Origin of the sequence: Bradyrhizobium prioriisuperbiae (genome assembly GCF_032397745.1) — a bacterium.
Lineage (GTDB): Bacteria > Pseudomonadota > Alphaproteobacteria > Rhizobiales > Xanthobacteraceae > Bradyrhizobium_A > Bradyrhizobium_A prioriisuperbiae.
Genome location: NZ_CP135921.1, coordinates 3,046,566 through 3,070,790, shown reverse-complemented (window position 1 = coordinate 3,070,790; position 24,225 = coordinate 3,046,566). Strand labels below are relative to the sequence as shown.

The window sequence follows — 24,225 nt, the reverse complement described above, 5'->3', positions numbered from 1 at the left end:
AAACATGACGGCCGTGGCATCCAGTGCACCACGCAGAAAATTCGGAGGAAACACACCATGACAGACGGCACCAATCGCCAGATCCTGCTCGTCGAAAAGCCGACCGGAAAGCTCGGCCCCGAGCATTTCAAAGTATCGGAAGCAGCCATTCCAGAAGCCGGTGATGGCGAGGTGCTGCTGCGGGTACGCTACATCTCGCTCGACGCCGCCAACCGCGCCTGGATGCACGGCGCCACTTACCGCTCCGCGGTGGAAGCGAATTCGGTGATGGCCGGCGGCGGCATCGCCGAGGTCATCAGCTCCAACGCCCTCGGTTTCACCCCCGGTGACATCGTATTCGGCGATACCGGCTGGCAGGACTATGCCGTGGTTCGCGGCAAACACCTGACCAAGATGCCGAAGGTCGAACCGATGACCTATCTGCTGAGCGTCTATGGCATTGCGGGGCTGACGGCGTATTTCGGCCTGCTCAATGTCGGACGTCCGAAGGAGGGCGAGACCGTGGTGGTCTCAGCCGCAGCAGGCTCGGTCGGATCGATCGTCGGCCAGATCGCCAAGCTCAAGGGATGCCACGTGGTCGGCATCGCCGGCGGCGCCGACAAATGCCAGTGGCTGACGTCGGAGCTCGGCTTTGACGCGGCGGTCGACTACAAGGCCGGCCCGGTCTTCAAGCAACTGAAAGCTGCCGCGCCGAAGGGCATCGACGTCTATTTCGACAATGTCGGCGGCGACATTCTCGAAGCCTGCATCGCGCAGATGAACCTGTTCGGCCGCATCAGTTGCTGCGGCGCGATCTCGCAATATGACGGCACGCCGTCAGCGCATGGCCCGCGCGGCGTGCCCGGCACGATCGTGGTGAAGCGGCTCACCATGCAGGGCTTCATCGTGATGGATTACGACGAGCAGCGCAGCCAGGCGCTGGCCGATCTGCAGTCCTGGGTCGGCAGCGGCAAGCTGAAGGTGCAGGAAGACATCATCAGCGGCCTGGAAAACACCCCGCAGGCCCTGATCGGTCTGCTGGCCGGCGAAAACCGCGGCAAACGCATGGTCAAACTATAAGCTTCGATCGGACTAAAATTCGTCGGACACGCCAGCGACTCGCGAGAAACCTATCGCGCGAGCCGCTGGCGCGATTATTCATCATGCTGTCTCCAGCGACAGGTCCAAGGGCCTGCCTCGCCACAAAACACTCTGGCAATTTGAACCGTCCGGCGGCAGACTGTTGGTGAGCGGGACACTGTCTTCCCGCTCTCAGGGTTCTGATCGGGGGAAACGATGACCACAACCCATGCCGGCGCGTCCCGCGGCGGAGCCGGCCTTCCCCTGACCGCAACCCTCGGTGCGCTGGGAATCGTCTACGGCGACATCGGCACCAGCCCGCTCTACGCCTTGAAGGAAGCTGCCCGAGCCGCGACCAATCATGGCGCAACGACCTTGACGACAGATGCCGCGCTCGGTGTCGTGTCGCTGATCCTGTGGGCGTTGATCACCATCATTTCCATCAAATATGCGATGCTGATCATGCGCGCGGACAACCGCGGCGAAGGCGGTATCGTGGCGTTGCTGGCGCTATTGTCGGCGCGCAATGCCAAGCCGGGGACTTGGCGCGCGCAATTGCTGCTGGTCGGCCTGATCGGCGCGGCGCTGCTCTATGGCGATGGAGCGATCACACCGGCGATCTCGGTGCTAAGCGCTATCGAAGGGCTGAAAGTCGATGCGCCGTCGCTGGCGCCGGCGGTGGTGCCGATCACCGTCGTCATCCTGATCGGTCTGTTTTTCATGCAGAGCAAGGGGGCGGGTTTCATCGGCAAGATCTTCGGCCCGGTGATGCTGGCATGGTTTCTGGTGCTGGCACTGCTCGGCGTGTATGGCATCGCGCATGCGCCGCAGGTTCTGGCTGCGCTCAGTCCGCTGTATGCCGTCGACTTCCTCCTGCACCAGAATTTTCACATCAGCTTCGCCATTCTCGGGGCGGCCTTCCTCGCCGTGACCGGTGGCGAAGCGATGTACGCCGACATGGGGCACTTCGGCCGCGTGCCGATCCGGCTGGCATGGTTCGCCATCGCCCTGCCCGCTTTGGTGCTGAACTATTTCGGCCAGGCCGCCTATCTCATCACCGATCCGAAAGCCATCGACAACCCGTTCTATCAGCTCGTTCCCGACTGGGCGCACTATCCGATGGTGGCGTTCGCGACGGTAGCGACCGTGATCGCCTCGCAGGCCATCATCTCCGGCGCGTTCTCGCTGACCCAGCAATCGATCCAGCTCGGCTTCCTGCCGCGCATGCAGATCCGGCACACCGCCAGCCACGAGATCGGTCAGATCTATGTGCCGCTGGTGAACTGGCTGCTCGCTGCCGCCACGCTCGGCGCGGTGATCGGCTTCGGATCATCCGATGCCCTGGCCGGCGCTTATGGCATCGCCGTGTCGCTGCTGATGGCGATCACCACGCTCCTTGCCGCGCTGGTCGCCATTCAATGGGGGTATGCGCCCTGGCTCGTCATCCTGGTGAACGGATTCTTCCTGATCATCGACGGCATCTTCTTCGCCGCCAATTCCACCAAGCTGTTCGAAGGCGGCTGGTTTCCGCTGTTGCTCGCCGGCGCGGTGGCCTTCCTGATGCTGACCTGGCGCAGCGGCGTGCGGCTGGTGGAAGCAGCGCGGGGCAAACTGCGTCAGCCGGAAGAGGAACTGATCGAAACCGCCGTCAACAAATGCCACGCACGGCTGCAGGGGACCTCCGTGTTCCTGGCCTCGTCACCCCACGGCGTGCCGCTGGCCCTCACCCAGTTCGTCAAGCACAACCATGTGCTGCACGAACGCGTGCTGATCGTCACCGTTCTGATCGAGGAAGCGCCACGCATCGCCGACGCGGATCGGGTTGAGATCGTCGAGGTGGTCCCAGGCATCACCCGGATCATCCTGCATTTCGGCTTCATGCAGTACCCGACCATCTCCGAGGGCCTGCGCCTGGCCTGTGAGCAGGGCAAGCTGCCAGGCATCGATCTCGCCGACGTCAGTTACTACATCGGCCGCGAGACCATCATCCCCAGCGACAAGGTGGCGGGAATGGCGGTGTGGCGAGAAGCGGTGTTCGCCTTCCTGCAGCGAAACGCCGAACGCTCCGCAGCCTTCTTCGGCGTGCCGACCAAACAGGTGGTGGAGTTCGGCACCGAGATCGAAATCTAGCTGCGTCCGCAAGTCTCCAGTGGCGGAAAGTGGACGAATACACGCCGGCCACGGTTAACGCTTTACCATTTCGATGCGCACCGCTTTCATCAAATGAAAACCAAGAGACCGCTTTCAAGTTCCCGGTGAGGGATTGTTAAGCGCGGAACGGCAAACCTGACATCGGCATCCAGACTTGTTCGGGGACAGGCTCCGGATGTCGGTTCGCGGCAACGACCGCCGGACCTGGACGGGGACAGGGGCGAGGTCATGCAGTTGAGCGTGCCGACAATTCAGGTTGTGATCCTGGCGAATTTTTTCGCCCTTGCGATCGTGTGGTTCTATGTCGCCCGCAGCTATCCGAATCTCAACGCGGCGAAATTCTGGCGGGCGTCGATGTGCCTCGCGGCCGCGGGTGCCGCCACGGCGATCCTCCGCGGCATTGTCCATCCGCTGTTTCCCGTCATCCTGGGCAACAGCTTGATGATCTTGGCCTGCTGCTTCGCATGGGCTGGCATCAGACAATTCTACGGGCGTCCGGCGCCGATGCGACTCAGCGCCATCATCACGGCCGTGACGGCGGTGATGCTCGGCATCTTCACCGTGGTCCATGACGACATTAACATCCGTCTTGCAATCCTCTCCGCCGGCAACGGCATCCCGCTGAGTCTGGCGATCCGAGATCTGCGATCGAGGCCCGAGCCCGCCAAGAGCCCGGGGGCGGATCTCGCCAGCCTGATGCTCGGTTGCATCGTGGTCATGCATGTCATCCGATCCGCTTGCGCTTTTCTCGGTGTCGGCGGCCAGATTGCATTTGTCGATTTCAACGCATTCCAGGCCAGCGCTTTTCTGGTCCTGATATTCGCCGGCATGATGGCCAATTTCGGCTTCGTGCTGATGGCAATCGACCGGCTGCGCAGCGAGGTCGCCGATCTTGCTTTGGTCGACGAACTGACCGGGATCGCCAATCGCCGGCATTTCCTGGCGCGCCTCACCGAAGAATGCGCCCGCGCCGATCGAAACAACGAACCGTGCGCGCTGCTCGTCATCGACCTCGACGGCTTCAAGGCGATCAATGATGGGCATGGCCATGGCGCCGGCGACGAATGCCTCCGGAGCTTCGCTCATGTCACGCAAGCGCATTTGCGCAACAGCGATCTGGTGGCCCGCACCGGTGGCGACGAGTTCTGCGTGATCCTGCCATCCACCGGGCTGTGCGAAGCAACCTTGATCGCCCGCAACCTGCTCCAGGTCTGCCGCGGAACGCCGGGACAATGGAACGGCATCGAGATCCCGATCACCGCCAGCATCGGCATCGCCGAATGGTCGCGCCAAATGTCGTCCGATCCCGGCAAGCTGATCGCCGCCGCAGACCAGGCGGTCTATGCGGCCAAGAACCAAGGACGCGACCGGATCGCCATTCACGAGGAAACGGTCGACCGGTTGCGCCAGGTGGCCTGACCACCTGCATGATCGTTCATCGCCGTTTTGGCACCTGTCCCACTGCGGGACGGCCCGCGAAATTTTTATCAATTAAAAACCACTGCTTCTCGCCGCGTTTTGCGAAGACAAAATCTTAAGCCTCGACCTGCCAATGTGCAGGCGAAATCCGGGCGTTTTTTAAGGATTTCGGTTCGCGGCAACGACCACCGAACAAACGGGGACAGGACAGGCGATCATGCAACTGAGCGTGCCGACGCTATACGTCGTCATTTTCGCGAATTTTCTCGCGCTCGGATTGGTATGGTTGCATTTCACCCGCAGCTATCCCAACTTCACGGCCGCTCGTTACTGGACCGCGTTTGGCTTCGTGGCTGCGGCCGGCGCCGCGTTTTCGTTCCTTCGCGGCATCGCCCATCCGCTGCTGCCGGTTCTGGTCGGCAACGGTCTCCTGATCCTCTCCGGCGGTTTCGCCTGGATGGGCGTCCGACGTTTCTATGGGCGACCGATCCCATGGCGAACCAGCATTGCCGTGACGCTTCTGAGCGTATGCGTCCTCGCCGTCCTCACCTTATGGTATGACGACATCCGGATGCGGATCGTGGTCTACTCGATCGGGCAATGCATTCCGCTCGCGCTTTCCACCTGGGATATTCATAGGACCCGCGAATGGCGCAAAAGCCCCGGAGCGCGATTAGCCGCCGGCATGACCCTGGTGGTCATTGCGGTCCATGCGATCCGCTCCATGGTCAGCCTCCTGCACTTCGACGGCGAGACGACCATCGTCGGCTTCAACGCATTCCAGGCCGTCTGCCTGCTGCTCCTGGTCTTTGCCGCCATGATGGCCAATTTCGGCTTTGTGCTGATGGCGATCGACCGGCTGCGCGCCGAGGTCGCCGAGTTGGCGCTGATCGACGACCTGACCGGGATCGCCAATCGCCGGCATTTCCTGGTGCGCTTGTCGGAGGCCTGCGCCCGCGCCAGCCGCACCAACGAACCGTTTGCGCTGCTCATCCTCGACCTCGATGGCTTCAAGGCGATCAACGACAGTTACGGTCACGGCGCCGGTGACGAATGCCTGCGGATTTTCACCCGCGCGGTGCCACTGCGGCTGGGCGACGACGACCTGTTTGCCCGATCCGGCGGCGATGAATTCTGCGTGCTGATGCCTTCCACCAGCCTGAGCGATGCGGCGCTGGTCGCCCGCAACCTGATCAAGGCCTGTCGAAAGACCCTGGTTTTGTGGAACGGCAGGCAGATCTCATTCACCGTCAGTATCGGGATCTCGGCATGGTCAAGCGAGATCGCCCACGATCCCCATAAGCTGATCGCCGAGGCCGACAAGGCGCTGTATGTGGCCAAGAAACAGGGCCGCGACCGGCTCGCGGTCTATGAAGAGATGACCGACCGGCTGCGCGAAAGCGCATAAGGTGCGCGGCCCGCCGCGCTGCAGCGCCGGGCCATCAAATCAAGACCTATTCAAAACGATCTCGTCACCACTGTGTTACAGTGCAGCGGATGCCGAGCGCGTTGCAGGCCGGTGTCGGTGCGAACAGGGAGTTCTCATGTCCGCGATCCGGATCATCCTTTTCGGCACGATGGCGCTGATGTTGATGTTGCGTCCCGTATCGGCCGGTGTCGCCGTCCACTTCGCCGATCTTCAGCAGTATAACAGCAGCGACTTCGGCAGTGCTACGCCGCAAGCCACGCTGTCCGAACTCGCCGGCCATTTGCAAAAGCTGGGCGCACGCCTGTTGAAGCCCAACCAGACCCTGCGCATCGACATCCTGCGGGTCGACCTCGCCGGCATGATCGAACCATTCGGAACGCAACAGATCCGGGTGATGCGCGATTCCACGCCGCCACGCATCAGGCTGCGTTACACCCTGTCGCAAGGCCGCCGCGTCCTGCAGCGCGACGAGGAGACCATCAGCGACATCAACTATCTGATGAATTCGTCGCGCGCCTCCAGCGGCGGCCGGCTGTACTATGAGAAAGAGATGCTGACAGACTGGTTCCGCCGGCGTTTCGCAGCGAGCTAGCGCGCGCCGTATTCGGCGACCGTCCGGCTGACGAGATCGGCGACGGACGGGATATCGGAAACACCCGACGTGGTATGCCCGGCGCTCCAGATGTCGCGCCAGCGCTTGGGCTTGGTATCGCGGGCGCCGACGTCGATATCCCTGGCAATGTCGATGCCGCCCCGCTCGGGCAGGTTGTCCGGATCGAGCCCCGCCGCCACGATCGAAGGCCGCAACATGTTGGTCTGCAGGCCGGTGAAGGCGCGGGTCAGCAGGATGTCGTCGGCCGAGCTCGTGACCAGCATCTCCTTGTAACGGGGGTCCGCCAAACTCTCCCGGGTTGCGATGAACCTGGTGCCCATGTAGGCGAGATCGCAGCCCAGCGCCTGCGCCGCACGCAGCGCGTGGCCGTCGCTGATGCCGCCGGCCAACACGATCGGCCCCTCAAAGAATTGCCGCACAGCGCGCACGAAAGCGAACGGATTGAGCCAGCCGGTCTGCCCGCCGGCGCCGGCGGTCAGCAGCACCAGCCCGTCCGCGCCCGCGGCCACGGCGCGCTCGGCGTGGCGAATGCTGGCGACGTCGGCCAGCACCAGCGCGCCGGCATCATGCAGCGGCTGAACCACCGGCGCGGGCGAACCGACGCTGGTGATGACGATTTCCGGAGTATGGCGCAGCAGCACCGCCAGATCATCGGCAAGCCGCGGGTTGGAGTGATGGACGATCAGGTTCGGACACAGCGGCGCCGCTGCAACACCGCTCTCGTCAGCACTTCGCTTCAACTGGCTTTCGATATCGGTGAGCCATCCATCGAGCTGATCGGCGCTGCGGCAATTGGCGGTGGGGAACGAGCCGATCACGCCATTGTGGCAAGCCGCCACCATCAGATCGACCCCGGACACCAGGAACATCGGAGCCGCGATCAGCGGCAACCGCAGCCGGTCGCGAAATCGCGCCAAATGATCTGCCGAACCCAAGCGTCTTCTCCCCAAGCGGCTCGCGTTGCTTGCGCGACTAACCGCGCGAAGTGTCGCACACCCGGCTGGCGATGCAAGCCGGGTGCCCTGAGTGTCCGGGATGTCGGAATCAGGCGCCCAGCGACGCCTTGTTGGCCAGGATCTGCTGCATCGCCCAGCGCGCGTTTTTGCGAACCTCGGGATCGGGATCATCGACAATCGGCCGCAAAAATGGCTCACCCGACAGATCGGCAATCTCGCCCAGCGCCGCTGCGGCTTCCTTGCGCAGGTTGGCCTGGGGATGATCGATGCATGCGCCGATCGGCGGCACCGCGCGAACCACCTTCATCTTTCCAAGGCTGCGCACCGCCTTCAGCCGCACCTGCCAGTAGTCATCGGCCAGCGCCTTGATCAGCGGATCGGCGGCCTGCGCACCATGCGCACTGGTGCCGACGGTTTCGGCGGCGATCTCGCGCACCATCCAGTCCACGTCCGACAGCGCGCGGATGATCGAGTCCGTCGCCGGTTTCACGTGCGAAAACGCCAGCGCGCTGACCGCAGCGCGGCGCACGTGGGAATCCGAATCACCTGTGGCCGACGTCAGCGCCGGCACGGCTTCCTCCAGCTTCAGGAAGCCGATCACGCCGACCGCCTGAACCCGCACAGCGGCGTCGGTGTCGCGCAGCGCATCGAGCGCCGGCTTCAGCGAATCCTTGCGCCGCAGCTCCTTCAAGGCACGCAGCACCGCCATCCGCACAAAAGCGTGCGTGTGACCGACCAACGGCAGAATGGCATCGGCGCTGGCGGGATCCTTCAGCTCCGCCATGCTGTCGGCAGCCGCCTGGGACACCGCTTGTTCCGGATCGACCACCACCTTGGCAAGCGCAGCGGCGGCCTCGGGACCATCGAATTCGCCCAGCGCCAGCGCCACCTGCTGGCGCACGCCGGGATCGGGATCGGCGGTCATCCGATCGAGATGCGCCACCGCCGCCGGATCGCCGGAGTGTCCCAGCGAGATCACCGCGACCCGGCGCTCACCGGCGTCCGCAGCGTTCAGGCGATCGTCGACGTCGTCCAGATCGTCGTAACTTTCAAAAGGTCCGGCCATTTCTAAAACTTCCTGGCTCACCTGAGCAGATAGGGAATGTTGACCTTGACTGCCCCGGTCGGGCAGTCGGCTTCGCAGGGCATGCAGTACCAGCACTCGTCATAGGCCATATAGGCCTTGCCGGTCATGTCGCTGATGCGCAGCACGTCGAGCGGGCAGACGTCTACGCACACGGTGCAGCCTTTGTCGGCGATGCATTTGGCGTCGTCGACGACGACCGGAACGGTGGTATGCGAGGCCGCGAGGGGCATGATCGATGTCCTCAGATCTGGAATACAAATATGAAATGAATGCTCAGGCGGAGGCGCGGATGCGCTGCTTGTCGTAGAGATCCTTTTCCTCATCCGCGATCGGCACGATGTAGGGCTCGACCGCGCGTTTCTCGCTGGCCATCTTGCCGTCCTTCTTGCTCAGCAGGCTGTGGCAGAACCAGTTCTCGTTATCCTTCTCGGGATAATCGGTGCGCAGGTGGTAGAGGCCCCAGCGGCTTTCGGTGCGGTAAAGCGAGGCATGCGCCGCCATATCAGCGCAATCGAGAATCGAATGGGTTTCCAGTGCGCGCAGCAACTCGTGCGCATTGCTTGCCATCATCCGGTTTTCCATATCGTCGCGAACTTCGGCCAACCGCCGCTGCCCGAGTTCGAACTTGCGCGTCACCTTCGGCGGCTGCAGATAGTCGTTGACCAGGCGACGGGCCTTGAACTCGATCTGGTTGGGCGGAATGCCGTCCTCACGTTTGGCCGGCGCCAGCACCCGTTCTTTCTCCCGCGCGATATCGCCGGTATCGATGTCAGCGAAATCGATGTTGTCGGCATATTGCATGGCATCTTCACCTGCCACCGATCCGTTGGTGAAGGCGCCGAGCATGTAGTTGTGCGGCACGCTCGCCATGTCGCCGGCAGCGTACAATCCCGGCACCGTGGTGCGGGCAAACTCGTCGACAAACACGCCGGATGCGCTGTGGCCAGAACAAAAGCCGATTTCCGAGATATGCATCTCGATCGGTTCCTGCCGGTAGTCGGTACCACGCCCCTGGTGGAACAGCCCACGGGTCGGCCGCTCCACCTTGTGCAGTGTGGTCTCGATTTCGCTGATGGTGTTCTCGTGCAGATGGTTGAGTTTCAGGAACACCGGTCCCTTGCCGGACTGCAGTTCGTTGTAGAACTCCAGCATCATTTGACCGGACCAGTAGTCGCATTCGATGAAGCGCGATCCCTCGTTGTTCGCGGTGTAAGCGCCGAACGGACCCGCGACATAGGCGCAGGCCGGGCCGTTGTAGTCCTTGATCAGCGGATTGATCTGGAAACACTCGAGATTGGCGAGCGCTGCACCCGCGTGATAGGCCATCGCATAACCGTCACCGGAGTTCGCCGCATTCTCGTAGGTGCCGAACATGTAGCCCGAGGTCGGCAGTCCCAGCCGCCCGGCCGCGCCCATGCACAGGATCACGGCCTTCGCCTTGATGACCAGAAACTCTGCCGTCCTGGTATTGACACCAATCGCGCCGGCCACGCGTCCGTCGCTGCCGGTCAGAAGCCGTGTTGCCATGTAGCGGTTGGAGATCAGGATGCGGGCACGGCGCAGCTGCCGATAGAGCGCCTTCTTGACGGTGTCGCCATTCGGCATCGGCAGCACATAGGTGCCGATGTGATGCACCTTCTTGACCGCGAAATCGCCGTTCTCGTTCTTCAGGAAACGAATGCCGAAACTGTCGAGCTCCTCGATGATCGAATAACAGCGCTCGGCATATTTATAGACCGCCTTCTGATCGACGATGCCGTCGTTGGCGATGGTGATCTCCTTGGTGTACTGCTCCGGCGTCGCATATCCGGGAATCACAGCATTGTTCAGGCCGTCCATGCCCATGGAGATCGCACCGGACCGCTTGACGTTGGCTTTCTCCAGCAACACCACCGTGGCCTTGGGGTTTTTCAGCTTGGCCTTGAGGGCGGCCATCGGGCCGGCGGTGCCGCCGCCGATCACCAGCACGTCGCAGGAGACCTCGGACAGGCCGTCGACAATCTCATCCATCGCCATCAGTCGATTTCCTTACTTTGATAATCGAAGCGTTTCACGTCAGCGTTCGACAAAAGCCTTTTCGATGACGAAATGGCCGGCCTCGCTGTGATTTCCTTCCTGGAAGCCGCACGTCTCCAGCAGATCACGCAGATCTTCGAGCATGCGCGGGCTACCGCACATCATGACGCGGTCAGTCTCGCGATCGAGCGGCGGCAATCCGACGTCGTCGAACAGCCGGTTGCTTGAGATCAGGTCGGTGATGCGGCCTCGGTTGCGGAACGGCTCGCGGGTGACGGTCGGGTAGTAGACGAGCTTCTCTCGCAGCAGCGGCCCGAGGAATTCATCGCCGGTCAGCCGCTCGACCAGGTGTTCACCGTAGGCCAGCTCGGAGACCTGCCGGCAGCCGTGCACCAGCACGATGGTCTCGTAAGCCTCATAGACCTCCGGATCCTTGATCAGACTGGCGAACGGCGCGAGCCCAGTGCCCGTGGACAGCAGCAGCAATCGTTGTCCCGGCAGCAGGTTGTCCGAGATTAGGGTCCCGGTCGCCTTGCGGCCGACCAGGATGATATCACCCTGCTTGATGGCCTGAAGGCGCGACGTCAGCGCGCCCTCGGCAACCTTGATGCTGAAGAATTCAAGCGCCTCTTCGTGATTGGCGCTGGCCATGCTGTAGGCCCGCAGCAACGGCCGGCCGTCAATCTCGAGGCCGATCATGGCGAACTGGCCGTTCTTGAAACGAAAGCCGGGATCGCGCGTGGACGCGAAGCTGAACAGCGTGTCGGTCCAGTGCTGCACCGACAAAACCTGCTCCCGATGGAATGCGCTCATGCCGTTCGTTCCCGCTGACTTGATCTCTGCGAACGATCAGGCCCTGCACAGCGCGAACGCGCAATCGAACCGTGCGAATGCGAGTTGATTAGTTGCAATCTTTTTTGGATCGCTCTCACAGCGACGATGACATCGGCAAAAGCGCTGTAACGGCAACTAATTGCTGTCGGTCAGCGGTCTTTCATGCTCGACTGCGATCTCGGAGAATATTCGCGATGTCCCAGGTTCTTGCGCCGACATTTCCTTCCAACGGAGTGGCCCTCTCCGAGCCGAATGATATCTCGTGCAACGATGACAACACCGAACTGCGGCTGGCCTGGCCATCGCAGCCGACTCTTGTCGTTCACGCCGGCGTGCTGCGTGCCGCCTGCAAATGCGCCCACTGCATCCGCGCGCGAATAGACAGCCGCTTTCCCGAAAGCTTCGACGGAATTTCGATCACCGCAATCACCCTGATGGGCAATTTCGGCATCAACATCGGGTTCTCCGACGGGCATGCCCGCGGCATCTATCCCTGGCCATACCTGCAGGAGATCGCCGCCCGCGGCGTTACAGCCGCCTCCGGCTGAACAGCCGGGTACCCGGCTTGCGCTGGCCAGCATGATTTTGCCGGCTCGGCAGCGGCCGTAGCGGGATCATGCTCCGCGACGCCATTTCCGGTTGCAATTTGACCATTTTGGCAGGCCGCAGCTCTGGACGCTGGCAACGGCAGGACACGACAGTTACATTGAAAACACAGGATTTTTCTGACCAACATCGCCGGTTGGCACAAGGATTGCTCCGCTCTTTAGAACGATTTGATATTCCGGAGCGTGCGATGCAGACTTTTGCGGCCGCCATTAGCAAGACCGCTATTAACAAGACTGGGCCCAGCACCATTCTGTCACGATCCCCCTCCGCCCGTACCGACAACGGCCGGTCGCTGCTGCTGACCGAAAGCGCACGATCGCTCGGCGGGCCCCCGCTGCTGTTCGACACGCTGTCGCCGCAGGAGCTCGACACCGTGCTCCGGCGCGGCCGCCGACGCGTGCTTTATCGGGGACAGACGCTGTTCAGCCAGGGCGCCAAACACGACGGCATCTACCTGATCGAAACCGGGCGTATCCGCGTGTTCTATACCGCGCCGTCGGGCCGCGAGATCACGCTGGCCTACTGGCAGCCTGGCAATTTTGTCGGCGGCCCGGAGGTGTTCGGGGGCGGAACGCATCAATGGTCCGGCGTCGCCACCAGCAACAGCAGCGTGGTGCAGTTGCCCGGCAAGGATTTGCGCGCGCTGGTGGTGGAAGTGCCCAATCTGGCTGTTGGACTGATCGAGGGCCTGGCCTTCAAGGGCAAATGTTATTCGGCGCTGGCGCAGATGCTGGGAACCCGCTCCATCACCGAGCGCCTTGCCCATCTGTTGCTGCACCTCGTCGACCTCTACGGCGTGCAGGATGAAGACGGCATCGCAATCGGAGCCGCCTTCACGCATGCCGATCTCGCGCACATGGTCGGCGCGACCCGGCAATGGATCACCATCAGCCTGAAGCGCATGCAGGAGAAGGGGATCGTTGCATCCCGCAAATCCCGCATCGTGGTGCTGCGGTCGGACGTGCTGCAGGAGATGCGCGGTCAGGGCGAATAGCATTTTGTTTGGACGCGTTTTCTCCGCGCAAACGCTTCGCGTTTGTCGCGTGGGAACCGGCTGCCACTTCGCTTGAAAACGCTCTTGTTGCCCACGGATAGATCGCGCCTCGGTCAAATTGCTTAAAGACTGAGCAGCAAGGCTTTCACGGCAACTAATCAACCAGCCGACAAAGACGAGGTTTGCTCGCGCGGAGGTGTCGCTCAAGGATGCGGACAGGCAGGACGCCACGCCCGGGCACGCCAAGCATCGAGAGGCCAGCCATGCATTGCCAGTATATGAACCGCACCGAAGGCCGGCCGTCTGATCACGCATCGCGCTTGCTGACCACCGCCCTGCTTGCGCTGGCGATCGTAGCGCCAACAATGGCTTCAGCACAAACCACCGTCACCATCGGCATCGGGACTCAGGACACCACAACCAACACGGTCACGACCGGCATCGTGGTTCGCCAGCTCAAGCTCCTGGAAAAATACCTGCCGAAGGACGGCAAGTACGCGAGCGTCAAATTCGAGCTGGACTGGCAGAATTTTACCTCGGGCCCACCGGTCACCAACGGCATGATGGCCAACAAGCTGCAGTTCGGCGCGATGGGCGACTATCCGCTGGTGGTCAACGGCTTCACCTTCGAGAACAATCCGGAAAGCAAGAGCCGGCTGATCGCGGTCGCCGCCTACAGCCTGCAGGGCTCCGGCAACGGCGTGGTGGTGCACAAGGATTCGCCTTACTACGAACTGTCTGACCTCAAAGGCAAGCTGGTCAGCGTGCCGTTCGGCTCCGCAGCGCACGGCATGGTGCTGAAGGCGATGCAGGATCGCGGCTGGGGCGCCGATTATTTCCAACTGGTCAGCCAGAGCCCCGAAGTGGGTTCGACCAATCTGCAGGAAAAGAAGATCGACGCCCACGCCGATTTCGTGCCGTTCGCGGAGCTGCTGCCGTTCCGCGGCTTTGCCCGGAAGATCTTCGACGGCGTCGAGACCAGCTTTCCGACCTGGCACGGCGTGGTGGTGCGCACCGACTTCGCGGAAAAATATCCCGAGGTCGTGATCGCCTACATCAAGGCGATCATCGCCGCCAATGAATGGGTGCGAACTGACCCGAAACGCGCTGCCGAGAAGATCCAGGAATGGACCGGGATCAACAAGGAGGTGGCCTACATCTTTCTCGGACCCGGCGGCAACATGACGACCGATCCGACCATCAAGCCGGCGTTGATTGACGCGGCCGCCACCGACGTCAAGGTGCTGCAGAACCTTGGCCGCATGAAGGACTTCGATCCGCGCAAGTGGGTCGACGACAGTTATGTCCGCAAGGCGTTCTCCGAACTCGGCATGGATTACGACACCCAGCTCAAGAGCACTGCGAACTACGAGATCAAAGGCGAGGATTCCTTCTGCAAGAAGCCGATCACAGATCCACGCAAGGCCGGCGAAGTCTGGGTCGATGGCGAGGCCATCGCGCCTTATAGCAGCGCGAGCTGTACGCTCGGGGCCTACGCGGCGCTCAAGGCCGCCGGCAAAAAGATCAATGTCGCTTATGTCTTCGACACCAGTCGCGGCATCAAGCTGTTCGCGGACCAGGCGTTCTTCGCGGTCGCCGGCGACAAGAGCGAGACTGCGCCCTTCCTCCTGAAAAAGGACGCCGAAGCCTATGCCGCAAAGATCAGCGGCAAGGTGCTGGGCTTCGACGACGCCCTGAAAACCATTGCGACCGGAGGCTGACAGTGGAATTGGCAGCTCGACACGTGGACAGTAACGGGACCGATCATTCTGTGGCCGGCGCGGCGACGGCCGACAAGACGGCGCCCCTCGCTACGGCGCCGCGCGAACTGGTCAGGCGCTGGCTGCGGCTGCATCGCGACGAGATCAGGGCGGTCGTGATCGGTACGCTGTCGATCGCGGCCTTCCTGCTGGCCTGGCACTTGCTGACGAAATACCGCGTCAACGCCCACGTTCGTTTCACCAACATCCCGTCGCCGGCGATGGTTTATGACAGCTGGGTCCGTGCCCTGCACGACTCGAAATTCTTCATGCATGTGCTGCTGAGTTGCCGGCGCATCGTGCTGGGATTCAGCATCGCGGCCGTTGTCGCTGTCCCGATGGGACTGCTGATGGGCCGTTTCCGGCTGGCGCGGGAGATCATCTTCCCGGTGTCTGAAATCCTGCGCCCGATCCCGGCCATCGCCTGGGTGCCAATGGCGATCATGCTGTGGCCGACCAACGAGGAAAGCATCGTCTTTATCACCTTCCTCGGCTCGTTCTTTCCGATTCTCATCAACACGCTGCACGGCATATCGATGGTCGATCCGGTGCTGGTGCGGGCCTCGCAATGCCTCGGCGCCCGCGAGGCGTCGATTTTCCGCGAGGTATATTTTCCGGCGTCACTGCCGAGCATTTTCACCGGCCTCACCGTGGGGATGGGCGTGGCCTGGGTCTCGCTGATCGCCGCTGAGATGATCTCCGGGCAGTTCGGCATCGGCTACTTCACCTGGGAGGCCTACTCGCTGGTCCAGTATGCGGATATCGCGCTCGGCATGACCTGCATCGGCGTTCTCGGCCTCGCATCGAGCGCGGCCATCCGCAGCATCGGCCGCCTCGTGATGCCATGGAAAAGGTAGGCCCATGAATTCTTTCATAAAGGACGCCCCCTCAAAGACCGTCCCGTCAAAAGGCCACATCAATGTCAGGAATTTTTCCCTGAGTTATGAGACCATCGACGGATCGGTCGAGGCGGTCTCCGACGCCTCGATCCATATCAACCCCGGCGAATTCGTTTCCATCATTGGCCCGTCCGGCTGCGGCAAATCGACCCTGCTGAACGCCGTCGCCGGCTTCCTGAAGCCGACAAAGGGCACCGTGACCGTCGACGATGAGCTGGTGGAGGGGCCAGGTGCCGACCGCGGCATGGTGTTCCAGCAGTATTCGCTATTCCCGTGGAAGACGGTGCGCGAGAATGTCGAATTCGGCCTGAAGATGAAGAAGATGGACCGCTTCAACCGGGAGCGCGCGGCACGCACGCTGCTCGGGCTTGCCGGGCTGTCTGCGTTCGAGAACCACTATCCGGAACGATTGTCGGGCGGCATGAAGCAGCGTGTCGGCATCGTTCGGGCACTGGCGACCGGCCCGAAAGTGCTGCTGCTCGATGAGCCGTTTGGCGCGCTCGACGCCCAGACCCGCGTCATCATGCAGCAGATCCTCACCAACATGTGGCAACGGCTGAAGATCTCGGTGCTGTTCGTGACCCACGATATCGACGAGGCGATCTTCCTGTCGGACCGGGTCTATTGCATGACCGCGCGGCCCGGCGCGATCAAGGCCGAGATCGCCATCCCGCTGGAGCGGCCGCGCCAGCAGAGCATGATGATGTCGTCGGAATTCCTGGCCTTGCGACGCGGACTGATGTCGCTGATCCGGGAAGAGAGCCTGAAGGCAATGGGCGGCGAAATCAGCGATTTCGCCATGCAGGGCCTGAACATCGAACTCCAGGGACAGTCACTCGCCGATATCCTGTGACCTCATTCTGCGATCTTGGCAAACGTGTGCAAGCGCTGACTTCGCTCAACGCTTGACCTTGCTGGCGTCCATCTTCACCGAGGTATCGAGCAGACGAGTCGTGAAGGCCGTTTCGACCGCGAACGGCTTTTCCATGCCGAGATAGGTCTGGACCAGCTCGTAATCGCTCTTCATGCGGTCGGGATCGATCCAGCCCAGCGCCTTGGTCGGCGTATACTGATCCGTCATCATGAATTTGATCCGCTCCCACTGATTGACCTGGTTCGCCCGGTCGAGGCCGGACGCCTGCTCCAGTAACACCTTGAGGCAGGGCTCAACGTCGGCGACGCAGGTCGCGAACGCACGCTGGGTGATCTTGACGAAATCCTCGGCGATCTTCGGATTTTTCTGCAAAAACTGACCGTTGACGACCAGCGAATTGCCGTACGGATTGAGGCCGATGTCCTTCCAATTGACGAATCCGAGATCGTCGCCGAACTCCTTCACTTTCAGATCGTGCTCATTGTAAAAATCGGTGATGACATCCACCGTGTGACTCTTCAGCGCAGCGATCTTGGCCGTCGGCCCGATATTGACGAACGACACGCTATCCGCGCCGATACCGACCGCCTTGGCGAAGGCCGGCCACATCACCCGCGCGGCATCGGCCGGTGGATTGCCGATCTTGTGATTGGGGAAATCCTTCGGGCCATTGATGCCGTAGCTTTTCAGCCAGTAAAACGTCTGGGCGGTATTGGCGTAGATGCTCATCAGCGCAACCACGTCGGCGCCCTTGCCGCGCGCAACCAGCATGGTGGCAAGATCGGCAATGCCGAACTCCGAGCCCCCCGATCCGACCTTCAGCGACGAGGCGCCGGAGCCCTTGCCGACCTCGATGGTCAGGTCGATCCCCGCCTTCTCGTACCAGCCCTGGGCCTTGGCATAATAGAACGGAGAGTGGTCCGCGGTCGGCGTCCAGTTGAGCACGAGATTGACCTTCTCCGCCGACCAGGCCGAGCCGCTGGACACGGCCAGCGCAATGATCAAACCGAAACGCGTCAGGCTGTTCGCCATCGAACTCCCCTTTATGTTATAGCGGCATATTATAGCGGCGGGACGTGCATAATTTCGAGGCTGCCCTTGCGCCAGGGAATCCGCACGCCTACCAATGCAACAAGCTGCTTTCGACTTGTCAACTGTTTGGTTGGAAAATGACGCGATCGACCCATGGGTCAAAAGAGCCAATTCGACGGCGTGATCCCGAAGCGACGCAACGCAAGATCCTGGTAGCTGCACGGCAGGAGTTTGCCAAGTACGGCCTCGCCGGCGCCCGGGTCGACGAGATTGCTGCCCATGCCGGCGTCAACAAGCAACTGCTCTATCATTATTTCGGCGACAAGGATTCGTTATTCCTGGCCGTCCTGGAGTGGATTTACGAGGAAATCCGCTCCCCCGAACGGCAGTTGAACCTGCGCGGCCTGTCGCCGGACAAGGCGATCCGAAAACTGATCGAGAGTTCGTTCGATCATCTTGAGGCGCATCCAGACTTTGTCGCGCTGCTGAACGACGAGAACCGCCACGGCGCGCGGCATGTCCGCGAGTCCAAGAAACTCGCCGAGATGCATTCCCCGCTGGTCAGCATGATTGCCGCGTTTCTCGCCGAGGGCGTCCGGACCGGCGTCTTCCGGCGCGGCATCAACCCGATGCACCTGTATATTTCGATGGCCGGGCTGAGCTATTTCTTCTTTTCCAACACCCCCACCCTGTCGGCGATCTTTTCCCAGGACCTCGCCAGCGATGCGGCGAAGCGGGCCCGCAGGAAACATGTCGTCGACCTGATCATGCATTCCTTGCGCCCCTGATGCGTCAATCGGGCATGGTCGAAGCCCCCTGCTAATCAACCAAATAGTTGAAAACGAGCGTTTGCAAGATTATTGTCGTCCTCCATGATCCGGCCACGGCCGGGAACAACGCCGGAATTTGTCCTTGGCCACCCTGGAAGAGCGATCGATCCGACCCGTCGCGATCATTCTGACCACCCATATCGCCGTCGTGGTGCTGTGGCAGCTTCTGGTCGACGGTTTCCATGTTCCGGCGTTCGTGCTGCCTTCGCCGCTGGCGACCGTCGCAACACTGGGATCTGCGAAATACGCCTGGCTGTCGAACACGTTCGTCACCGCAATCGAGATCTTCGGCGGCTTTGGGCTCGGCGCCCTGGTCGGCATCGGCCTTGCCGTGCTGTTCTGCTGGTCGCCACTGCTGAGCGTCATTCTGCTGCCGCTGTTCGTCACGACGAACATGATCCCGAAGGTCGCGCTCGGGCCGCTGTTCATCGTCTGGTTCAGCTATGGCATCATGCCAAACATCCTGATCGCTTTCAGCATCTGCTTTTTCCCGATCCTGCTGACCACCGCGCGCGGGCTGCGGGAAGTCGAGCCTGATTTTCTCGATCTGGTGAAATCACTGCGCGGCTCGCGCTGGCAGCTCTTTCGAAAGATCCAGCTGCCGGGCTCGCTGCCTTATGTCTTCTCGGGGATGAAAGTCGGAGCCATCCTGGCGGTGGCGGGTGCTGTGGTCGGCGAATTCATCGCCTCCGAACGCGGTCTCGGCTATCTCATGATCCAAGTGCAATCGTCGCTCGACACGCCAGCCATGGTGATGGCGGTGATCCTGCTGACCCTGCTCGGCATCCTGCTGTACGGACTGGTGCTCGGGCTGGAACGGCTGGTCGTGGTCCAGGACGTCAGGCTGCAAAATTAACCGCTGAAGCAATCCAAGAACAAAAAGCCTAAGACTACAACAGGGACACCTCATGCTGCTGTCGCGCGATAATCTTCCGGCCACCGTTGAAAGCGTCGCGGCGCTGGACGATCTGCTGGCGCGGCCAACCAAGGCCCTGATCGACGATCTCAACCGGGTCGACGGCGACATCATGATTCTCGGGGTCGCAGGCAAAATGGGACCGACCGTGGCCGCTTTGGCCAAGGCTGCCCTGCCCGCGCGCCGGGTCATCGGCGTGGCCCGCTTCAGCGACCCGCCGGTCAAAAAATGGCTCGAAGCCCGCGGCATCGAGACCATCAGCTGCGACCTGATGGACGAGGCCGCGATCGCGACACTGCCGAAAGCGCCGAACATCATCTTCATGGCCGGACGCAAGTTCGGCGCGGAAGGCGACCTCGCTCTGACATGGGCCATGAACGCCCATGTACCGGCGCTGGTGGCCCAGGCGTTTCCGAAATCGTGGATCGTCGCCTTCTCCACCGGGTGCGTCTATCCGTTCGTCCCGGTGACCGGCGGCGGCGCGACCGAGGACGAACCGCCGAACCCACCCGGCGAGTACGCCCAGTCCTGCATCGGCCGCGAGCGGATGTTCGAGTATTTTTCGCAAAAGTTCGGCACCCCGGGCCGGCTGTTCCGACTGAACTATGCAATCGACCTGCGTTACGGCGTGTTGCATGACATCGCCAGCAAAGTCATCCAGGGTCAGCCGATCGACGTCACCATCAGTCATGTCAACGTTATTTGGCAGGGTGACGCCGCGGCGCAGGCGCTGCGCTGCCTGGCGCATTGCGACAGCCCGACCTCGCCGATCAATATCAGCGGCCACCAGATCCTCGCGGTGCGCGAGCTGGCTAACAAGTTCGGCCAGCGCTTCAGACGCGCGCCGGTTTTCAGCGGCACGGAGACGCCGACCGCATGGCTGACCAATACCGCCCTGGCGGTGAAGCTGTTCGGCGAGCCGGTGGTCGACATTGATCGCCTGATCGGATGGACCGCCGACTGGGTCGCGCGGTCGATGCCGAGCTTCGGCAAACCAACGAAGTACGAGGTCGCGGATGGACGATATTGATCGCGCCATCCCGGAAGCGCTGGGACCGCGAGACGCCATCGCCGGGCTGGCCTTGACCGACGAGGTCGGCTGGAACCAGGGCTACGAGGATTGGCTGTTCTTTCTGACCAACGGCACCGTGTTCGGCCTGCGCGACGGCGACGGCCGACTGGTCGCCACCGCAGCTCTGCTGCCTTATCCGCCCGCAGCATGGATCAGCATGGTTCTGGTCACCGCCTCGAAACGCCGCCGCGGCCTTGCACGCCGGCTGATGGAGGTCTGCATCGCCGCGGCAGGGCGTGCCGGCTTAACCCCTTGGCTCGATGCCACGCCGGCAGGAGCGACCGTCTACGGCCCGATGGGCTTTCATCCCACGCTGACGGTGCAACGATTTCGACGCCGCGATGCACGGACATCCACGCAGCCGGCTGCTATCAGACCCGACAGCGGCACACTGGCCGATCTCATCCGTCGCGACCGGGACGCCATGGACTTCGACCGTTCGGTGCTGCTCGGCTCGTTCAACGCCAGGGAGGGAACGCGTCTGTATGCCCGCGACAGCGCGCTCTGCCTGGTGCGCGAGGGACGCAAGGCGCGGCAGATCGGTCCATTGTTCGCCGATCATGCCGCGGACGCCATTGCGCTGCTCGACGGCATCGTTGTGCATGAGGACGGCCCGCATATCATCGATCTGGTCGACGACCATCACGACGTGATCCGGCATCTGATCCAGTCGGGCTGGATCAATGAACGGCCATTCCAGCGCATGCGACTGGGCGGCCCGCCATCGGGCGGCCATGAAGCCGGGATTGCAATCGCCGGCCCGGAATTCGGATAGAGGAGCCGACACGTGCACCACACCGCGATCAACCCCGACATCCGGCGCCTGATCGGCGACGGCACCGTCATCCCGGCCCACCCGCTGGCGCTCGATGCCAACCGCAAGCTCGATCCCCGGCGCCAGCGCGCCCTGACGCGCTATTATCTGGATGCCGGTGTCGGCGGTCTTGCGGTCGGCGTCCACACCACTCAATTCGCAATCCGCGACGTTGGCCTCTACCGCCCGGTGCTGGAGCTGGCCGCAGAGACGGCTGCAGCATGGAGCAAACGTCCGTTGGCCCTGGTCGCAGGCCTGTGCGGACCGACCAGCCAGGCGGTGTCCGAGGCCAAAATCGCACTTAGCATCGGCTATCATGCCGGCCTGCTCAGCCTCGCCGCGATGAAGAGTGCGTCCGAGGACGAGATCATCGCCCATTGCGAGGCTGTCGCCCGCGAGATTCCTCTGGTCGGTTTCTATCTGCAGCCCGCGGTCGGCGGTGTGCTCCTGAGCGCCGATTTCTGGCGGCGCTTCGCCTCCATCGACAATGTCATTGCGATCAAGGTGGCGCCATTCAACCGCTACAAGACTCTCGATGTGATCCGGGGCGTCTGTGCGGCCGGGGCGCTCGACCGCGTCACGCTCTACACCGGCAATGACGATCACATCCTGCTCGACCTCACGCTGCCGTTTGACGTGCGCCTGGGCCAGGAGACCGTGCGCGCGCATTTCCGCGGCGGCTTGCTCGGCCACTGGTCGGTGTGGACCGCCAGCGCTGTGCGCCAGTTCGAGCAGTGTCGCGCGGCGCAAACCGAAAGGTCCATTCCAGCCGACCTACTGGCGCTCGACGCCCGCGTCACCGACTGCAACAGCGCCTTCTTTGATGTTGCCAACGACTTTCATGGCTGCATCGCAGGGTGCCATGAGGTGCTGCGACGGCAAGGCTTGCTCGAGGGTATCTGGTGTCTCGACCCGCACGAAAGCCTGAGCCCCAGCCAATCGACCGAGATCGACCGAGTGCTGCGCGAACATCACGATCTCAGCGACGATGCGTTCGTTGCCGAAAATCTCGAGCGATGGCTGGGATGATGGCCGAGCCTTTCATCCGCCTGAACAATGTCCGCAAGGTCTATCGCGCCCAGGGACAGGAGTTCATGGCGGTCTCCAATGTCACGATGGATATCACGGAAGGCGAACTGGTCGCCCTGGTCGGGCCGTCCGGCTGCGGCAAGACCACGGTTCTGAAAATTCTCGCCGGCCTGCATGACGCCGACGGCGGGTCGGTGCAGATCGGAAATGCCCAGACCCCGTTCAATCCGGGGCGGGATGTCGGCATGGTGTTCCAGCAGTCGCTGCTGCTCAAATGGCGCACCATCCTCGACAATGTGTTGCTGCCGGCAGAAATTGTCGGACTGCCGATGAAGGCGGCGCGGACACGTGCGCGCGAGCTCCTGCAGATGGTGGGACTGGCCGGCCACAAGGACAAATATCCGCAGCAACTGTCCGGCGGCATGCAGCAGCGGGCGGCGATCGCGCGCGCGTTCATCCACGATCCCAAGCTCATCCTGATGGACGAGCCGTTCGGCGCGCTGGATGCACTGACGCGCGAGCAGATGAACCTCGAAATGCAGCGGATCTGGCGCGAGAGTGGCAAGACCATCATCTTCGTCACCCACAGCATCCAGGAAGCCGTGTTCCTGTCGTCCCATTGCGCGGTGCTGACGGCAGGTCCGGCGCAGATGGCGGATTACTTCCCGGTGGACCTGGCGTTCCCGCGTGACCTCTCGATCAAGACCACCGACGGATTTGGCGTCTACAGCAGACGGATCTATGCAAAGCTGGGACTGACCGCGCCTTGATCCCTGCCAGACGATGGGGCGTGAGGCTGGTCGCCTGAGCTGGCTCTCGATTTTGGCTTGGGTGTGTTTTTTGGATGTATTTTCACGGATGTGAAAGCGGCGCGGCCAGATAGCCGATGAAGGTCGCTTCCGCTATTGAGGATATCCGGTCGGCTCGACTTTCGGAGCACCAGTCATGCACAATTTCACCGAAGGCCTCTTGACCGGAAAACGCATCCTGATCACCGGCGGCGGCACCGGTCTTGGCAAGAGCATGGGGCGGCGTTTCCTCTCGCTCGGCGCCAATCTTGTGATCTGCGGACGGCGCACGGAAGTGCTGGACGCAACCGCCGCCGAATTCAGCAACGAGTTCGGCGCCGATGTCGAAACCATCGGCTGTGACATCCGCAATGCCTCGGATGTGGAGAGCATGCTGGACCGGATCTGGCAAACCGCTCCACTGGACGGCTTGGTCAACAATGCCGCCGGCAATTTTATCGCCCAGACCCATAAATTGTCGGCACGCGCGATCGACTCGGTTCTCGGCATCTGCCTGCACGGCACCGCTTATTGCACCACCGGGGTTGGCCGGCGCTGGATCGACGCCGGCAGACCCGGCACTGTGCTCAGCATTCTCACCTTGTCCGCCTTGACTGGCGCACCATTCACCGTGCCCTCCGCCATGGCCAAGGCGGGCATCGAAGCAATGACCAAGAGCCTTGCCGTGGAATGGGGACCGAAAGGCATTCGTCTGGTGGCGGTGGCGCCGGGATCGTTTCCGACCGAAGGCGCTGCTACTCGTTTGACGCCGCAGGGCGGCGGCAACGACACCATTCAAGGCGTGCCGCTGCGCCGCAACGGCGACCACATCGAACTCGCCAACCTCTGCGCGTTCCTGATGTCGGACCTCGCCGGCTACATCACCGGCGAGACCGTCGTGATCGATGGCGGCCGCCGTTATCTCGGCGGATCCCGTGGCGGCAGCACCCAGATGCTGGATTGGACCGACGAAGACTGGCAGCGGCAACGCACGGCCATGCCGAAGTAAACGCTGGCGGCCGGAAAAATTCCGCCGCACGAGAT

23 protein-coding genes are annotated in these 24,225 nt (G+C 62.3%); 17 read left to right on the top strand and 6 right to left on the bottom strand.

Annotation, left to right across the window (positions count from 1 at the left end):
- The first annotated feature begins 57 nt into the window (after positions 1-57).
- The 5 genes from RS897_RS14415 (at position 58) to RS897_RS14395 (ending at position 6,650) form a co-directional block, all read left to right on the top strand.
- Positions 58-1,059 (top strand): NADP-dependent oxidoreductase, encoded by a 1,002-nt coding sequence (locus RS897_RS14415; protein ID WP_315837202.1) that lies wholly within the window; start codon positions 58-60, stop codon positions 1,057-1,059.
- 216 nt (positions 1,060-1,275) lie between these two features.
- Positions 1,276-3,189 carry a potassium transporter Kup gene (locus RS897_RS14410; RefSeq protein ID WP_315837201.1) on the top strand — a complete coding sequence of 638 codons (1,914 nt, stop codon included), beginning with the start codon at positions 1,276-1,278 and terminating at the stop codon, positions 3,187-3,189.
- Positions 3,190-3,438: 249 nt separating this feature from the next.
- Positions 3,439-4,629 (top strand): GGDEF domain-containing protein, encoded by a 1,191-nt coding sequence (locus RS897_RS14405; protein WP_315837200.1) that lies wholly within the window; start codon positions 3,439-3,441, stop codon positions 4,627-4,629.
- Between the two features lie 217 nt (positions 4,630-4,846).
- Positions 4,847-6,037 carry a GGDEF domain-containing protein gene (locus tag RS897_RS14400; protein ID WP_315837199.1) on the top strand — a complete coding sequence of 397 codons (1,191 nt, stop codon included), beginning with the start codon at positions 4,847-4,849 and terminating at the stop codon, positions 6,035-6,037.
- A 136-nt stretch (positions 6,038-6,173) separates the two neighbouring features.
- The gene (locus RS897_RS14395) at positions 6,174-6,650 is read left to right on the top strand and encodes a DUF3016 domain-containing protein (protein ID WP_315837198.1); all 477 of its coding nucleotides are present in this window, start codon (positions 6,174-6,176) and stop codon (positions 6,648-6,650) included.
- On the opposite strand, the gene RS897_RS14390 is transcribed toward RS897_RS14395, so the two are convergent.
- The 5 genes from RS897_RS14390 to RS897_RS14370 all read right to left on the bottom strand — a co-directional run bounded on the left by RS897_RS14390 (position 6,647) and on the right by RS897_RS14370 (position 11,543).
- Positions 6,647-7,606, bottom strand: coding sequence for an NAD(P)H-dependent flavin oxidoreductase (locus RS897_RS14390; RefSeq protein ID WP_315837197.1), 960 nt, complete (start codon positions 7,604-7,606; stop codon positions 6,647-6,649). The genes RS897_RS14395 and RS897_RS14390 overlap by 4 nt on opposite strands.
- A gap of 109 nt (positions 7,607-7,715) precedes the next feature.
- The gene (locus RS897_RS14385) at positions 7,716-8,693 is read right to left on the bottom strand and encodes a HEAT repeat domain-containing protein (RefSeq protein ID WP_315837196.1); all 978 of its coding nucleotides are present in this window, start codon (positions 8,691-8,693) and stop codon (positions 7,716-7,718) included.
- A 17-nt stretch (positions 8,694-8,710) separates the two neighbouring features.
- Positions 8,711-8,944: a 4Fe-4S dicluster domain-containing protein gene (locus RS897_RS14380; protein WP_315837195.1), complete on the bottom strand. Its 234-nt coding sequence runs from the start codon at positions 8,942-8,944 to the stop codon at positions 8,711-8,713.
- A 43-nt stretch (positions 8,945-8,987) separates the two neighbouring features.
- Positions 8,988-10,730 (bottom strand): fumarate reductase/succinate dehydrogenase flavoprotein subunit, encoded by a 1,743-nt coding sequence (locus RS897_RS14375; protein ID WP_315837194.1) that lies wholly within the window; start codon positions 10,728-10,730, stop codon positions 8,988-8,990.
- A gap of 39 nt (positions 10,731-10,769) precedes the next feature.
- On the bottom strand, positions 10,770-11,543 hold the full coding sequence (locus RS897_RS14370; RefSeq protein WP_315837193.1) for a ferredoxin--NADP reductase: 774 nt from the start codon (positions 11,541-11,543) through the stop codon (positions 10,770-10,772).
- Between the two features lie 215 nt (positions 11,544-11,758).
- Between RS897_RS14370 and RS897_RS14365 the strand changes: the two genes are divergently transcribed.
- From RS897_RS14365 to RS897_RS14345, 5 genes are all read left to right on the top strand, one after another.
- Complete coding sequence (locus RS897_RS14365) at positions 11,759-12,112, top strand: DUF971 domain-containing protein (protein ID WP_315837192.1); 354 nt, start codon at positions 11,759-11,761, stop codon at positions 12,110-12,112.
- 248 nt (positions 12,113-12,360) lie between these two features.
- Positions 12,361-13,167 (top strand): Crp/Fnr family transcriptional regulator, encoded by an 807-nt coding sequence (locus RS897_RS14360; protein ID WP_315837191.1) that lies wholly within the window; start codon positions 12,361-12,363, stop codon positions 13,165-13,167.
- A 365-nt stretch (positions 13,168-13,532) separates the two neighbouring features.
- Positions 13,533-14,888 (top strand): ABC transporter substrate-binding protein, encoded by a 1,356-nt coding sequence (locus RS897_RS14355; protein ID WP_315838641.1) that lies wholly within the window; start codon positions 13,533-13,535, stop codon positions 14,886-14,888.
- Between the two features lie 23 nt (positions 14,889-14,911).
- The gene (locus RS897_RS14350; protein WP_407654490.1) at positions 14,912-15,784 is read left to right on the top strand and encodes an ABC transporter permease; all 873 of its coding nucleotides are present in this window, start codon (positions 14,912-14,914) and stop codon (positions 15,782-15,784) included.
- A 4-nt stretch (positions 15,785-15,788) separates the two neighbouring features.
- Positions 15,789-16,679: an ABC transporter ATP-binding protein gene (locus RS897_RS14345; protein WP_315837190.1), complete on the top strand. Its 891-nt coding sequence runs from the start codon at positions 15,789-15,791 to the stop codon at positions 16,677-16,679.
- Positions 16,680-16,724: 45 nt separating this feature from the next.
- Here the strand turns inward: RS897_RS14345 and RS897_RS14340 are convergent, their stop codons facing one another.
- Positions 16,725-17,732, bottom strand: coding sequence for an ABC transporter substrate-binding protein (locus RS897_RS14340; protein ID WP_315837189.1), 1,008 nt, complete (start codon positions 17,730-17,732; stop codon positions 16,725-16,727).
- A 137-nt stretch (positions 17,733-17,869) separates the two neighbouring features.
- On the opposite strand from RS897_RS14340, the gene RS897_RS14335 reads away from it, so the two are divergent.
- The 7 genes from RS897_RS14335 to RS897_RS14305 all read left to right on the top strand — a co-directional run bounded on the left by RS897_RS14335 (position 17,870) and on the right by RS897_RS14305 (position 24,190).
- Complete coding sequence (locus tag RS897_RS14335; RefSeq protein WP_315837188.1) at positions 17,870-18,520, top strand: TetR/AcrR family transcriptional regulator; 651 nt, start codon at positions 17,870-17,872, stop codon at positions 18,518-18,520.
- Positions 18,521-18,644: 124 nt separating this feature from the next.
- Positions 18,645-19,418 carry an ABC transporter permease gene (locus tag RS897_RS14330; RefSeq protein ID WP_315837187.1) on the top strand — a complete coding sequence of 258 codons (774 nt, stop codon included), beginning with the start codon at positions 18,645-18,647 and terminating at the stop codon, positions 19,416-19,418.
- A 52-nt stretch (positions 19,419-19,470) separates the two neighbouring features.
- The gene (locus tag RS897_RS14325) at positions 19,471-20,508 is read left to right on the top strand and encodes an NAD-dependent epimerase/dehydratase family protein (protein ID WP_315837186.1); all 1,038 of its coding nucleotides are present in this window, start codon (positions 19,471-19,473) and stop codon (positions 20,506-20,508) included.
- A complete protein-coding gene (locus RS897_RS14320; RefSeq protein WP_315837185.1) occupies positions 20,495-21,325 on the top strand; it encodes a GNAT family N-acetyltransferase in 831 nt (276 codons plus the stop codon). The genes RS897_RS14325 and RS897_RS14320 overlap by 14 nt, the downstream gene beginning before the upstream one ends.
- A gap of 12 nt (positions 21,326-21,337) precedes the next feature.
- On the top strand, positions 21,338-22,393 hold the full coding sequence (locus RS897_RS14315) for a dihydrodipicolinate synthase family protein (RefSeq protein ID WP_315837184.1): 1,056 nt from the start codon (positions 21,338-21,340) through the stop codon (positions 22,391-22,393).
- Entirely contained in the window at positions 22,381-23,163 is a 783-nt protein-coding gene (locus tag RS897_RS14310; protein ID WP_315837183.1) for an ABC transporter ATP-binding protein, read from the top strand. Before RS897_RS14315 ends, RS897_RS14310 begins: the two co-directional genes overlap by 13 nt.
- A gap of 175 nt (positions 23,164-23,338) precedes the next feature.
- Positions 23,339-24,190 (top strand): SDR family oxidoreductase, encoded by an 852-nt coding sequence (locus RS897_RS14305; RefSeq protein ID WP_315837182.1) that lies wholly within the window; start codon positions 23,339-23,341, stop codon positions 24,188-24,190.
- Positions 24,191-24,225: the final 35 nt, after the last annotated feature.